Genomic DNA, 12603 nt, shown 5'->3' with positions numbered 1-12603 from the left:
CTGATGCGCGGCGCGGCCCTGGTGTTCGTGGGCGGCGCGCTGGGCTCGTTGGCGCGTTACGGGTTGGGTCTGGTGGTCGAGCCCTTCTGGTCGGTATGGGTCGTCAACGTGCTGGGGTCGTTGGCCCTGGGCCTGCTGCTGGGCTGGCTGCGCGCCGAGAGCCTGCCAAGTTCGCGCCCACAGCCTGCCAAGTTCGCGCCGACAGCCCGCGAAGTTCGTGCCCACAGCCTGCGTCTGCTCGCGGGCACCGGTTTCCTGGGCGGATTCACCACGTACTCGGCGTTCGCGCTCGACATCGTCTCGTGGGGGATGGTCGCCGGGCCGGTGTTCGGGCTCGCCGCGGGAGCGGCCCAGGTGGCGTTCGGCCTTGTCGCGGCCCTGTTGGGTTTCGCGATCGCTGAGTCGGCGTCCGTGCGGAGGGCCGCATGACCTGGCTCTGGGTGGCCCTGGCCGGCGGTTTGGGTGCCGTCCTGCGCCACCTCACCCACACGCTGGCGCACCGGGCGGGCAAGCCCTCGACGTGGGCCACACTCACCGTCAACGTCGCGGGGTCGTTCGCCATCGGCATCGTGGCTGGTTTCGGTGCGCGGGTGTGGTCGCCCGAACTCGTGACGGTCCTCGCCACCGGGTTGTTGGGCGGGTTCACCACCTTCTCGGCAGCCTCGGTCGAGGCCGCCGACCTCTGGCGCGACGGACGCCGCGGGCCTGCGGTCGGCCTCGCCACGGCCATGTTGGTCGGATCGGTCGCAGCGTGTGCACTCGGCTGGTGGTTGGCGTCGCTCTGACTCTGATGCACAGCTGCATCAGAGTCAGAGCGACGCCAGCACCACACCGCCGATCCTCCCGACGGGCGTAGGCTCGACCCACCGAAGGATGGAGCCCCCACCATGCCCGACCTCACCCGCTTCAGCGTCGCCACCGCGAACCTGTTCAACCTCCAACTGCCCGGACGCCGCATGCACCGGTTCTCCAAGCCCTGGACGGAGGAGGAGTTCGCCCGGAAATCCACCTGGCTAGGCCTGATGCTGCGTGAACTGGACGCCGACATCGTGGGCGTCCAGGAGTTGTGGCACGCGGACGCCCTCGCCGAGGTCCTCCGCCGCAACGGCCTGGAGGAGACCTACGACCTGCTCGCCACGCCCGCGGACGGCACCCGCATCGTGTGCGGGGCGCTCGTCCGGTACTGACCTTCGAGGTGGCCCTGCGCGAGGCCCCGCCGCTGACGCGCGTCTACGTGGCACACCTGAAGTCGAAGTTGCCCGTCATCGTGCTCGGCGACCTCAACGACGGGCAGCTGAGCAACACGCTGAACATCCTCACCGAGCAGCCGCGCTACTTGGTCGGCGACTCCCGCGGTGGGGGCGACATCGCCCTGTACTCGGGCCAGACCCTGCAGGAGTACCGCGACACGCGCGACGTCTACTACACCCACGTCCACAACGACATGCGCGAGTCGCTCGACCACGTGCTGGTCTCGGAGCAGTTCTACGACAACTCCCACCGCCGGCTGTGGCTGTTCGACGGCCTGGTGATCTACAACGACCACCTCAACGACACCACCAGCGCCGACCACAAGCGCAAGGGCACCGGCGACCACGGCCTGGTGAAGGTGAGGTTCAGGTGGCGGCCGGCGCGCCAGGCCTGAGCGCCCGACGGTCGGTCATTCGAGGTTGACCGGGCACACCCGACCGATGTTAGGGTTTTGCACATCCTCCCACCCCCGCGGACACCCCCTGGTGGCACCCCCGCCACCCCCGCCCCCCAGGAGCGTCATGTCCACCCCCACCCTGTCTTCCACGACCCCTGCCGACGCCGCCCCCGCGCGTCCCGACCAGCCCCTGCTCCCCATGGCCATCCTGGGGACCGGCGAAGCCCTGCCCCGCCGCGTCGTCACGACCGCCGAGGTCGCTGCACGGTGCGGCCTGCCGGCGGACGAAGCCGAACAGCGCTCCGGTGTGCTCACGCGGCACTGGATCAGTCCCGATGAGGACCCCCTCGACCTCGGTGTCGCGGCCGCCCGTTCCGCACTGGCAGACGCCGGCCTCACCATCGCCGACATCGACTGCGTCCTGAACGCCTCGGGCACCCCCATGCAGGCGATCCCCGACGGCGGGGCGTTGCTGGCCGCCGAACTCGGCATGGCGCCCACCAAGTCGGCGTACAGCGTGCACGGCACGTGCCTGTCCTTCCTCTTCGCGTTGCGTGAGGCGGCCCTCCTGATCGCCCATGCCGATCGGGTGGAAGAGACGCTGGCCGAGGTGGGCAACACGATCGCCGCCGGCATCCCGTTGACCCTGCACCGCGCACGGATCCAGCCCGGGGAACGCCTGCTGCTGGTCGGATCGGGGGCAGGTACCCACTTCGGGGCACTGCTCGTCCAGAACTGACGCGCGGGAGCGCCCGGACCGGACATGCCCACGACCATCAGCATCCGTGGCCTCGGCAAGAGCTACGGCACCGGGGAGTCGGTCGTCCACGCGCTGCGCGATGTGGACCTCGACCTGGCGAGCCGTCGGCTCACGGTCATCCTGGGCCCGTCGGGCTCCGGCAAAAGCACCCTGCTCAACCTGCTGGGAGGGATGGATCGCGCCAGCGCGGGGAGCCTGGTCGTCGACGGGATGGACATCACGGCGTTCGATGACCGGCAACTGACCGACTACCGGCGAAGGTCGGTCGGGTTCGTGTTCCAGTTCTACAACCTGGTGCCCAACCTGACGGCCCACGAGAACGTGGCCCTCGCCGCCGGTTTGGTGGCTGACCGCCCTGGGGCGCACGCCCGCGCCGAGGAACTCCTCACCGAGGTGGGGCTGGGGCACCGCCTCGACAACTTCCCCGACCAGTTGTCCGGTGGGGAGATGCAGCGGGTCGCGATCGCGCGGGCACTGTCCAAGCGCCCGGCCCTGTTGTTGTGCGACGAGCCCACAGGAGCCCTCGACACGGCCACCGGTGAGCGCGTCATCGAACTGCTGCGCGGTGCCGCGACCGACACCGCCGTGCTGTTGGTGACCCACAACCCCGAGTTGGCAGGCATCGCCGACCACCTCATCAGGTTGTCCGATGGACGCGTCGTCGAGTCCTCCGTCCGGGGCCCGGGCGGGGAGCAGGCCGAACCGTGACGTCGGTGCTGTTGCTGCGCAAGTTGGTCCGCGACATCGCACAGCACTGGACGCAGTTCGTGTCGGTGTTCGTGATGGCGACCCTCAGCATGGTCATCTACGCCGGCCTCGAGGGGGCCTGGCGGGGCATGGAGCAGGAGGTGGCCGACTTCGAACACGTCGCCACCCTGCCCGACGCCTGGGTGTTCGCCGCCTCGATCACCGAGGCCGACGAGCGCGCCTTCCGGCAACTGCCGGGAGTGCATCGGACGACGGCCGTGACCCGCATCGATGTCAAGGCCGGCGAAACAGGTTCGTCGACGCTCACGCTGTCCACGATCGACGACTCCGGGATCAACAGCCCTGCCGTCCGGACGGGGTCGGCTCCCACTCCGACGGCGCCGGGACTGTGGCTGGATGAGCGGTACGCGGCTGCCCACGGCCTGTCGCTCGGGGATCCGGTCACCGTGCACGTCGGCCACACCACCGCGCGCCTGCCGTTGGCCGGCACCATCCTGTCCGCCGACAAGGTGGCGTTCACCGGCGGCGGCCTCATCGCCCCCGACGCCGCCCTGTTCGGCCACGGGCTGGTGGCGGAACGGACACTGCGGACCACCTTCGGGGTGGACGCACCGCCCAACGAACTGCGCGTGATCGGGGATCCCGACACTGTCCGGCGCCACGCGCCTTCGATCCTCGGGCCCCGACTCGGCACCTTCGCCGACCGCCACACACTCGGATCAGTCTCGGCGGCGCACGAACGCATCGGTCAGATCCGCAGCCTCTCCTTCATGTTCTCGGCCCTGTTCCTGCTGCTGGCGCTGTTGTCGATCCACACCTCGATCAAGCGGCTGGTCGACATCCAGCAACGCGACATCGCCACGCTGCGGGCCCTGGGGATCGACAACGCCTCCATCGGGCGCCACTACGCGACGTTCGGGCTGGTCACAGCGGGGGTGGGAGGCGTCATCGGCCTGCTCGTGGCCCGACCGATGTCGGTGTTCGTCCTCACCACCCAGCAGTCCGACTTCGCCCTCAGGTCGTGGGTGCCGAGCAACACCTGGCTGACCCCGGCCCTGCTGGCCCTGCTCATCGCCGTCTGCGTGTCCGCCGCCTACGGTGCCACCGGCCCGGCCCGCACGAGGGAGCCCGCCGAGGGGATGCGTCCGGCGATGGGTACCGGCCGTCGCTCACTACTGGAACGCCGGCCCGGCCTGTGGGCGCGCCTGGCCCCGGGGGGACGCTGGACGGTTCGGGACGCCGAGGCCAACGGCGTCCGGCTCGCGATGGGCGTGGTGGCCTCGGCCGGGTGCATGATGCTGCTCACCGCAGGATTCGGAATGCCCGACAGCCTTCATCGACAGGTGGCGGACTCCTACGAGAACCAGTACCGCTACGGCGCGCTGGTCACCGTGAACCCGGGCCTGGACGCCGTGGCACGCGAGGCGATCGCCCATCGCGCCGGCGGCGGGCAGTGGATGGCGCAGGGACCCGCCTGGATCCGGCCCGGCGGCGAGGTCGACCGCATCCTGACGATCGTTGATGAGGGCGACGGCATCGTCCTCCCAGGGCCCGACGGCACCCCGGTGTCCCTGGTCGAGGGAGCCGCCATCTCCTTGGCGACAGCTCGCGCCACGGGCATCTCGGTGGGCGACCGGGTCCAGGTCCTCGCTGCGGGACATGAACGTTCGATCGAACTCCGCGTCCGGCACCTTGTCGATGTGTCCGAGCCGCAAGGGCTCTTCGTGTCCAGTACCGCGTGGCAGGATGCGGGCGGCACCTTCACCCCGACCCGCCTGCTGACCGCCCGTGCGGCCGATGCCGAACACGTGCGCGAGGTGCCCGGCGTTACCGGCGTCGTCACCCGGGCTGAGCAACGGGCCAACGCCGAGTCACTGATCGCGGGCCTCGACGGCGTCTTCTCCCTCATCAAGGCCTTCGCAGTGTTGCTGGCGATCGTCGTCCTGTACAACCTCGGAGCGCTCAGCTTCACCGAGCGGGCCCGTGACTATGCGACGCTGCGCGTCCTCGGTTTTCGGCTCGGCGAGATCAGGGGGCTGGCCGCCGGCGAGAACCTTCTCACCACGGCGGTGGGCTGGCTCATCGGCATTCCCCTGGGTTGGGTGTTCCTCGATGCCTACGTGGGCCTGTTCAGCACCTTCCGTGCCTCGTACACGCCGTGGATCTCACCGCAGAGCACCGTCATCGCCTCACTCATCACGATCGGATTCGCGCTGAGCACCACGCTGTTGCTCACCGGCCGCGTCCGACGCCTCGACATGGTCTCGGCCCTCAAGGGGGTCGAATGACCCACCACCTGCCCCCACCCTGCACTGGAGGATCCCATGAACACGACCCGCCGCGTCACCGCCGCGATCCTGGCACTGGCCCTGGTCGCCGTGGGGGCCTGGTTCCTGATCGCACGGCCCGACCAGGCCCGTGCGGTGTCCACCGGCGTCGTGGAACGCAAGCCCCTGGAGTACCGACTCCAGATCGATGGGCAGGTCGAGGCCACCCGACACGCCACCATCAGCGCACCGGTCGCGGGCCGGATTGCCGAGGTGCTCGTGTCCGATGGGGAGACCGTGCCCGAGGGGCACGTGCTTGCCCGCCTCGACCCAGCCCCCCTCGACGCCGCGGTCGCGCAGGCGCGTGCCGCACTCTCCGCGGCCCGCGCCCAGCCCACCGGGACCGAACGTCTCGACACGGCGCGCAGCGACGCGATCGCCGCCGCCGTGGCTGCCGAGGCCGTCGCCCGCGACAACCGCGACCGCGCCGAGTTGCGCTCACCGTTCGCCGGGGTCGTGTCCCTGGCCCTGATCGGCCAGGCGACTCCGGACGGTGTCCGTCCGACGGTCGAGCCGGGGGTGAATGTGCCGGCCACCACCACGTTGTTCACCGTCTCGGCCACCGATGGACACCGCTTCCGGGCCCACCTCGACCAGGCCGATCGTGTGCCGTTGGAACAGGGAACCGTCGGGACCCTCCGGCTCGATTCCCAGCCGGGCCTCACCCATGAGGTGACGCTCAGCCAGGTCGTGCCCGTCCCGGAACTCACGGCGAGCGGGACCCGCGCCTACCCTGCGCTGTTCGACGTGCCCGCCACCGCCGCGGTGGTTCCCGGACTGCAGGGCACGGTGACGCTCACCGTGACCACTGAACCCCAACTCGTCGTGCCCGCGACCGCGATCCTGCGCGAGGCGGGCACCGCCCATGTGTTCCGCCTGGAGGCCGACCGGATCCTGCGCCGCACCGAGGTGGTTGCCGGACGGGAACGCGCGGATCAGGTTGGGGTCACGGGCGTCGCCGAGGGCGATGTCATCGCCACCGATCACGTCGACACGTTGCGTGACGGCACCCCGCTGCCGTGACGGGCACCACGCGCCCGGCCCAACTCACCCCAGGTGGCCCAGCCGGTCCAGCAGGGCGATCGTGGCGCTGACCCCGTCCTCGGCACGGAGTTGCTCCCCCACCTCGGCGGCCCGAGCGGCGTAGCGCGGGGCGTCCGGGCCGGTGAGCTCGCGCAGGAGACCGGCCAAGCGGTCGGCGTCCAGCTTCTGCAAGGAGATGGGTGCGGGGCCGACGCCGAGCGCGCGCAACCGGCGCGCGTGGTAGGGCTGGTCGACGCCCCACGGCACCGCCACCGACGGGACACCGGCACGCAGCCCGGCGTGCGTCGTGCCCGCACCGCCGTGGTGGACGACGGCCGCCACCTGCGGCAGCAACCAGTCGTGCGGCAGCGGCGCGTGCGCGTGGACGCCCCGGGTCACCTCGCCGGGTTCGACGCCCGCGATGGCCGGCGTGAGCACGGGGACGCCGCTGCGGCGGGCGGCCTCGACGACGATGTCGAACTCGGCCTCGGTGGTGAAGGCGGTGAGGCTGCCGAACCCGACGTGCACCGGGCGTCGGGCGAGGAAGTCCGCGAGCTCGGGGGTGGGGCTGGGCACATCGACGACCGGGGGTGGAGCGAGCCACCCGGTCCGGTGGACGCCCGGCCCCCAGTCCGGGGCGGGCGGCACGACCAACGGGCTGGCGGCGATGAGGGGTAGACCACCGTCGACACGCGGCACCCGTGGGTCTCGGCGAGGGTGGCGGCCACGCCCCGGCCCAGGACGCCCGCGACCACCGTGTCGCCGCGTTCGACCAGGGGCAGCAGGGCGTAGGCGAGCGGGAAGGCCAGCACCCTCATCCAGCGGCGCAGCAGCGTGAGCTGACCCAGCGGGTGGCGGGCGAGGCCCTCGGCGAGGCGGCCGCGGGGTCGCGGGCAACGAGGGACGGCACCGTCCTCCCCCCGTGGTGGTCAGCAGCGGACCGAGGATGCCCCGGCGCTGAAGGTCGTGAGCATCCGCTCGGGCAGGTCGGAACCGGCACCGAAGTACTCCAGGCCCTTGCCGTTGGCGCCGTGGGGGGCCATGCGGCCCTCACCCTTCGGGTCGGCAATGGTCATGTCGACCTTGACCTTGATCGCGACCGGCAGCTTGGCCGCGCGCAGCGCCGCGTAGCCGGCCTTGCGCTGGGCCTCGCACTTCACGCCGGGCATGCCCTCGAGCGTGAGGCCGTCCTCGGCGGTGATGGTCCACCAGTTGGGGGACGCCGGACCGTTCAGGTTGTACATCGGGATGAAGCAGTGCTGCGCGAACGCCGGCGACGCCGCCAGCACGGCTGCGGTGAGCGTCGCGGCACCGGTCACCAGGAATCGTCGGATGGTCTTCGGCATGGCTTCCTCCATGGTCGGGGCGTCCCGATGTGAGGGTTGTCGGACGCCGGGCACCAGCGTGGCCGAGCCCGCGGCGTCCGGCTTGACCGGGACGACACAGTTGCTGTGCTGTTCCGTCACAGCCGTCACCGGGGTGAGGCTTCACCCTGTCCCACCCGGGCGCCGCGGCCTACAGTCTGCGCATGCCGCACACGGGGGACCAGCGGACCTGGAGCACGGCCGGGCACCGCCCGGAGCTGCAGCTCGCCGTCTGGCGGCAGATCGTGGCGGACGCGTTCGTCCCGGTCACCGTCTCCCCCCAGGACCCGTATGAGGAGGGGTTCGCGTCCGAGGTCGGCGGACGCCGGATCGGTGACGTGCACCTGATGGGGCTGAACTCGCAGCGCCAGGTCGTCGAGCGGACGCCGTCGCACATCGCCGCCCACCCCGGCGACCTCTACTTCCTCAACGCCCCCGTGTATGGCTCGGGCAGCGCCCAGCAGTTCGGGCGGGTCGCCTCGGCAGGGAGCGACTCGTTCGTGGTGGTGGACAGCGACCAGCCGTTCCGGCTGGAGTTCGGGGCCACGTTCTCGCAGTTCACGTTGGTGATCCCCAAGCCGTTGCTCGACCCGCTGTTGGTCGTCCCGGGCGTGGGCGTGGGGGTCGGCATCAAGGCGGATGCGGGTGCCGGGGCGCTGGTGACGGCGCTGCTGCGGGGGCTGGCCGAGCACTCCGACGAGCTGACCCCCCGCCAGGCCCGCGCTGCCACCGACCACCTGCTGGGGTTGGTTGCGATGGCGCTGGCCGGGGCCGCCGCGCCCGTGTTGGACGCCCGCGCCCTGCTGCTCCAACAGGCCATCGACGAGGCCGAACGCTCGCTGGGCGACCGGGACCTGAGGGCCCACACCCTGGCCGCGCGGTTGTGCATCTCGACGAGCTATCTCACCAAGCTGTTCGCCGCCCGCGGGTTGAGCTTCGGGCGCTGGCTGCTGGGCCGCCGCCTCGACCGGGCGTGGGCCGAACTGGCGCCGGGGGCGTCCGACGGTCGCACGATCACTGACGTGGCGTTCGCCTGCGGGTTCCGTGACTCGGCGCACTTCGCCCGGACGTTCCGGGCCCGGTTCGGCACGACGCCCTCCGGACGGCGCACAATGGGGGCATGACCGACGACTTCGACGCCACCGCGTTCCGCGCCGCGGCCTGGGACCACGCCAACGACGCGCTGATCGCGATCGACACGTCCGGGACCATCAGGGCCTGGAACCGCTTCGCGGAGACCCTGTTCGGCTGGAAGGCCGAGGAGGTCGTCGGCCAGGACGTGAAGGTGATGATCCCCGAGCGGCTGCGCTCGGCCCACGACCGCGGGTTCTTCGCCGCCATGGAGGCCGGCCACCTCGCCTCTGACGGGCGGGCCCGCCGCACGAAGTCGCTGACCGCCTCGGGCGGCACGGTCTACATCACGATGACGTTCGCGGTCGTGCAGGACGACGCCGGCGAGACCATCGGGTCGGTCGCGGTCGCGCGGGAGTGGGTCCGCGAGGAGGACTGAGCCCCTGCCGACCCGGCCCGCGAGGCGTCCGGACGCCGTGGCTCAGGCGAGCTCGCCGCCGACCTCGTCGATATCGGTCTCGTGCTCGACACACGCCTGGACGGCGGCCGCCAGCGCGGTCGCGGAGGTCGCGGTTCCCATCACCCGCAGGGACGGGATGTGCAGGAAACCCACCCGCGTACCCGGCGGGGCGTGGTGCAGCGCCGCGAACATGAGGGCGTTGCAGCCGTAGGTGCCGGCCGAGAGCGACAGCTCCGCGGGCGCGCCGGACTGCTGGATCGCCCGGCGCACCGCCTTGACCGGGATGGTCGCGAACAGGCCGTCGGGCGCGCCCGGCACCACCGGCTGGTCGACGGGCTGCGCCCCCTTGATGTCGGGCACGCGCGCGTCGAGCAGGTTGATGGCGACGCGTTCGACGGTGATGGCCTCGGCGGCCATGTCGACGCCGGTGCACAGCACCAGCTGGGGGCGGACGAGCCGCATGATCTCGGCGATCTGCCCGGGGATGGTCGTGAAGTCGACAGGCAGCACGGCCGTGCCCACCTGGAGCCCCGGCATCCGGCCCGTGTCGGCGCGTCGCTGCAGGGCGTCGACCGCCGCCTCGGACGGGTTGAGGGTGACCCCCGGGAACGGACCGAATCCAGTGACGAGCACGCGCATGGGCCCCATGGTAGGGGCCCATGCGAAGGCGTCAGCCGGCGGACCAGCCGCCGTCGTTGGCGATCAGCGCCCCGTTGACGTTGGACGCCTCGACGGCCAGCAGGAACACCACCAGCGGCGCCAGCTCGTCGGGCTTCGCGTTGCGCAGCGCGCCGGCGTGGACCGCGCCCAGGACACCGAGCCCCTCCATGTCGAGCTTGCTCTGGTCGATCGAGGCCATGATGTTGGTCTCGACGCCGCCCGGCATGATCGCGTTGCAGCGGACCCCGGCCTTGCCGTACATGTACGCCGTGTTGCGCGTCAGGCCGATGAGCCCGTGCTTGGACGCCGTGTAGGCCGCGCCGGCCGCAGCACCGCGGATGCCGGCCTCGGAGGACACGTTGACGATCGAGCCGTCGGCATCGGCGTCCGCGATGAGCGCCGTCGCGCGGCCGATGCCGGAGCCCGCTCCGGCCACCACGACGGTCTTGCCGGTCAGTTCGAAGAGTGCCATGGCAACCCCCCACTGGTGTCGTCGTGGCCCGTGGGACCCCTTTGTCCCACGGGTCTGCCGATTCTACTACGCGGCGTAGTCCGAAGCCACGGTTCCCGCGGGTTTCGCCTCGCCGGCTTGACGCCCGGCCGGTCGGTCGACGATGGTGGGACGCATGTGGACCTGACCTCTCGCCCTGCCCCACCCAGCGATCGAGGTTTCTTCCATGTCCCCATCCCTCCACCTGTCCGGCGTGGCCGCGTCCTTCGGCGCACGCCCCCTGTTCTCCGGACTCGACCTGACCGTGTCGGGCGGCGACGTCGTCGCGCTCGTCGGTGCCAACGGGTCCGGCAAGTCGACGCTGCTGCGCATGGTCGCCGGCGAGCACCCGGTCGAGGCCGGCCGCATCACCCTCTCCCCACCGGACGCCTCGGTCGGCTTCCTGCCCCAGTCGCCACCGCGTCCGGACGAGTCGATCGCCGCGTACGCCGGCCGGCGCACGGGCGTGACGGACGCCGCCGCCCGCTACGAGGCCGCCACCCGTGCCCTCGCCGACGGGGTGGACGGGGCGGACGAGGAGTTCAGCCGGGCGCTCGACCGCTGGCTCGCCCTCGGCGGCGCCGACCTGGAGGTGCGGCTGGCCGAGACGCTCGCCCGCCTCGGCCTCGACGCCGACCTCGACCGGCCCCTCGGCACGCTCTCGGGCGGGCAGGCGGCCCGCGCGTCGCTGGCGTCGGTGCTCGTGAGCCGGTTCGACGTGCTGCTGCTGGACGAGCCCACCAACAACCTCGACGCCCCCGGCCTGGCCGAGATCACCGCCTTCGTGCGCGACGTGGACGCCCCGGTGCTGATCGCCTCGCACGACCGCGCGTTCCTGGACGAGGTCGCCACGTCGGTGTGCGAACTCGACCTCGCCCAGCAGCGGGTCGCGGTGTACTCCGGCGGCTGGACGGAGTACCGGGAGGCGAAGGCACTGGGCGTCCGGCAGCGGCTGGAGGCGCGGGCCGCCTACGAGGCCGAGCGGGACGCGCTCGTCGACCGCGCGCGACGCTTCAACGAGTGGGCGGCCACCGGTCGCGCGAAGGTCGGGCGGCTGGCCAAGGACGCGCGCACGCCGCGCATCGACACCAAGCCGGCCGAGGACCGGGCGCGCAAGCAGGACCAGAAGGCGGCCCGGGCTCGGGCGGCGGTCGAGCGGCTGCCCGAACCCGAGGCGCCCCGCCGGGAGTGGGAGTTGCGCTACTCGATCGCCGAGGCTCCCCCGTCGGCGGATGTCGTGCTGACGCTGGACGCCGTGGTGGCTCAGGCCGGGTCGTTCACCGTCGGGCGATTCTCGGCCACGCTCGAGCGCGGCGCCCGGGTGGCGCTGGTCGGCCCGAACGGGTCGGGCAAGACCACGCTGCTCAGGGCGGTCCTGGAGGGCGAGGCGGCGTCCGGGCGGGTGTCGTGGGGGACGCGCGTGGCGGTCGGCCTGCTGGACCAGGACCGTTCGGTCATCTCGGGGCCAGGACCGCTGTTGGAGGTGGTCGCCGCCGCGCTCGGGGTCACGGACGCCGCGGAGGTGCGCACGCTGCTGGCCAAGTTCGGGCTGGGCGCGGAGCACGTGACACGCCCGTGTTCGTCGCTGTCACTGGGCGAACGGACGCGCGCAGCCCTGGCCGTGCTGCAGGGGCGCGCCGTGAACGTGCTCGTGCTGGACGAGCCCACCAACCACGCCGACGTCGCGGCGATCGAACAGCTCGAGGACGCCCTGGCCGCCTTCGGCGGGACCGTCCTGCTGGTGACCCACGACCGCGCCCTGCTGGACGCCGTGGGCATCGACACCGAGTGGGTCTTCACGCGGGACGGCGACCGGGCCACCGTGGAGGTGGTGGGGCGCTGAGCCGGGCCCGCGGCGTCCGGTCTGCCTAGGGCGTGTCGCGTAACTGGTCTCGTAGGCAGATGATGGTGCTGGCCAGGACGAGGCCGGCGCGGTAGTTGCGAGCGAGTTTGTCGTAGCGGGTGGCGATGGCGCGGAACTCCTTGATCCGGTTGAAGAAGCGTTCCACCACGTTCCTGCCCTTGTAGATGGTGGGATCGAAGGCAGGTGGGCGACCGCCGCGGCTGCCCTTGGCCTTGCGACGGGCGATCT

16 protein-coding genes are annotated in these 12603 nt (G+C 71.8%); 11 read left to right on the top strand and 5 right to left on the bottom strand.

Translation table 11 applies throughout. The features are described from left to right. Positions 1-3: 3 nt before the first annotated feature. From H5397_RS00075 to H5397_RS00045, 8 genes are all read left to right on the top strand, one after another. Positions 4-429, top strand: coding sequence for a CrcB family protein (locus H5397_RS00075; RefSeq protein WP_182814277.1), 426 nt, complete (start codon positions 4-6; stop codon positions 427-429). Continuing rightward, positions 426-785 (top strand): CrcB family protein, encoded by a 360-nt coding sequence (locus tag H5397_RS00070; protein ID WP_182814276.1) that lies wholly within the window; start codon positions 426-428, stop codon positions 783-785. Before H5397_RS00075 ends, H5397_RS00070 begins: the two co-directional genes overlap by 4 nt. 102 nt (positions 786-887) lie before the next feature. Further along, positions 888-1187, top strand: coding sequence for a hypothetical protein (locus H5397_RS17540; protein WP_220491860.1), 300 nt, complete (start codon positions 888-890; stop codon positions 1185-1187). Continuing rightward, the gene (locus tag H5397_RS17535) at positions 1163-1645 is read left to right on the top strand and encodes an endonuclease/exonuclease/phosphatase family protein (protein WP_220491859.1); all 483 of its coding nucleotides are present in this window, start codon (positions 1163-1165) and stop codon (positions 1643-1645) included. The genes H5397_RS17540 and H5397_RS17535 overlap by 25 nt, the downstream gene beginning before the upstream one ends. A gap of 127 nt (positions 1646-1772) precedes the next feature. Further along, complete coding sequence (locus H5397_RS00060; RefSeq protein ID WP_182814275.1) at positions 1773-2387, top strand: 3-oxoacyl-[acyl-carrier-protein] synthase III C-terminal domain-containing protein; 615 nt, start codon at positions 1773-1775, stop codon at positions 2385-2387. 24 nt (positions 2388-2411) lie between these two features. After that, the gene (locus tag H5397_RS00055) at positions 2412-3116 is read left to right on the top strand and encodes an ABC transporter ATP-binding protein (protein WP_182814274.1); all 705 of its coding nucleotides are present in this window, start codon (positions 2412-2414) and stop codon (positions 3114-3116) included. Next, positions 3113-5404, top strand: a complete 2292-nt coding sequence (locus H5397_RS18695) for an ABC transporter permease (RefSeq protein ID WP_182814273.1) — start codon at positions 3113-3115, stop codon at positions 5402-5404. The genes H5397_RS00055 and H5397_RS18695 overlap by 4 nt, the downstream gene beginning before the upstream one ends. Before the next feature lie 36 nt (positions 5405-5440). Further along, positions 5441-6466 (top strand): efflux RND transporter periplasmic adaptor subunit, encoded by a 1026-nt coding sequence (locus H5397_RS00045; RefSeq protein WP_182814272.1) that lies wholly within the window; start codon positions 5441-5443, stop codon positions 6464-6466. 24 nt (positions 6467-6490) lie between these two features. On the opposite strand, the gene H5397_RS00040 is transcribed toward H5397_RS00045, so the two are convergent. Next, positions 6491-7165, bottom strand: coding sequence for a glycosyltransferase (locus tag H5397_RS00040; protein WP_182814271.1), 675 nt, complete (start codon positions 7163-7165; stop codon positions 6491-6493). 230 nt (positions 7166-7395) lie between these two features. Then, a complete protein-coding gene (locus H5397_RS00035; RefSeq protein WP_182814270.1) occupies positions 7396-7941 on the bottom strand; it encodes a hypothetical protein in 546 nt (181 codons plus the stop codon). Between the two features lie 53 nt (positions 7942-7994). Between H5397_RS00035 and H5397_RS00030 the strand changes: the two genes are divergently transcribed. Continuing rightward, entirely contained in the window at positions 7995-8954 is a 960-nt protein-coding gene (locus H5397_RS00030; protein WP_182814269.1) for a helix-turn-helix domain-containing protein, read from the top strand. Further along, positions 8951-9340 (top strand): PAS domain S-box protein, encoded by a 390-nt coding sequence (locus tag H5397_RS00025; RefSeq protein ID WP_182814268.1) that lies wholly within the window; start codon positions 8951-8953, stop codon positions 9338-9340. Before H5397_RS00030 ends, H5397_RS00025 begins: the two co-directional genes overlap by 4 nt. A 42-nt stretch (positions 9341-9382) precedes the next feature. Here H5397_RS00025 and H5397_RS00020 read toward each other — a convergent pair whose 3' ends face one another. Next, positions 9383-10000, bottom strand: a complete 618-nt coding sequence (locus H5397_RS00020) for a pyroglutamyl-peptidase I (protein WP_182814267.1) — start codon at positions 9998-10000, stop codon at positions 9383-9385. A gap of 31 nt (positions 10001-10031) precedes the next feature. Continuing rightward, positions 10032-10493, bottom strand: coding sequence for an SDR family oxidoreductase (locus H5397_RS00015; RefSeq protein ID WP_182814266.1), 462 nt, complete (start codon positions 10491-10493; stop codon positions 10032-10034). A gap of 205 nt (positions 10494-10698) precedes the next feature. Between H5397_RS00015 and H5397_RS00010 the strand changes: the two genes are divergently transcribed. After that, the gene (locus tag H5397_RS00010) at positions 10699-12354 is read left to right on the top strand and encodes an ABC-F family ATP-binding cassette domain-containing protein (protein ID WP_182814265.1); all 1656 of its coding nucleotides are present in this window, start codon (positions 10699-10701) and stop codon (positions 12352-12354) included. A gap of 25 nt (positions 12355-12379) precedes the next feature. Here the strand turns inward: H5397_RS00010 and H5397_RS00005 are convergent. Continuing rightward, positions 12380-12603, bottom strand: a 224-nt coding sequence (locus tag H5397_RS00005) for a transposase (RefSeq protein ID WP_182814264.1), incomplete at its 5' end; no start/stop codon positions are given.

Source organism: Propioniciclava sp. MC1683, assembly GCF_014164675.1.
Taxonomy (GTDB): domain Bacteria; phylum Actinomycetota; class Actinomycetes; order Propionibacteriales; family Propionibacteriaceae; genus Propioniciclava.
Note: the sequence above shows the minus strand (reverse complement) of the source record. Positions and strands in the feature narration are given on the sequence as shown.

Coding starts and splice junctions, on each gene's coding strand:
- H5397_RS00030 (WP_182814269.1), top strand. CDS start 7,995: ATGCCGCACACGGGGGACCAGCGGACCTGGAGCACGGCCGGGCACCGC.
- H5397_RS00020 (WP_182814267.1), bottom strand. CDS start 10,000: ATGCGCGTGCTCGTCACTGGATTCGGTCCGTTCCCGGGGGTCACCCTC.
- H5397_RS00010 (WP_182814265.1), top strand. CDS start 10,699: ATGTCCCCATCCCTCCACCTGTCCGGCGTGGCCGCGTCCTTCGGCGCA.
- H5397_RS00070 (WP_182814276.1), top strand. CDS start 426: ATGACCTGGCTCTGGGTGGCCCTGGCCGGCGGTTTGGGTGCCGTCCTG.
- H5397_RS00025 (WP_182814268.1), top strand. CDS start 8,951: ATGACCGACGACTTCGACGCCACCGCGTTCCGCGCCGCGGCCTGGGAC.
- H5397_RS00055 (WP_182814274.1), top strand. CDS start 2,412: ATGCCCACGACCATCAGCATCCGTGGCCTCGGCAAGAGCTACGGCACC.
- H5397_RS00015 (WP_182814266.1), bottom strand. CDS start 10,493: ATGGCACTCTTCGAACTGACCGGCAAGACCGTCGTGGTGGCCGGAGCG.
- H5397_RS00060 (WP_182814275.1), top strand. CDS start 1,773: ATGTCCACCCCCACCCTGTCTTCCACGACCCCTGCCGACGCCGCCCCC.
- H5397_RS00045 (WP_182814272.1), top strand. CDS start 5,441: ATGAACACGACCCGCCGCGTCACCGCCGCGATCCTGGCACTGGCCCTG.
- H5397_RS00075 (WP_182814277.1), top strand. CDS start 4: ATGCGCGGCGCGGCCCTGGTGTTCGTGGGCGGCGCGCTGGGCTCGTTG.
- H5397_RS17540 (WP_220491860.1), top strand. CDS start 888: ATGCCCGACCTCACCCGCTTCAGCGTCGCCACCGCGAACCTGTTCAAC.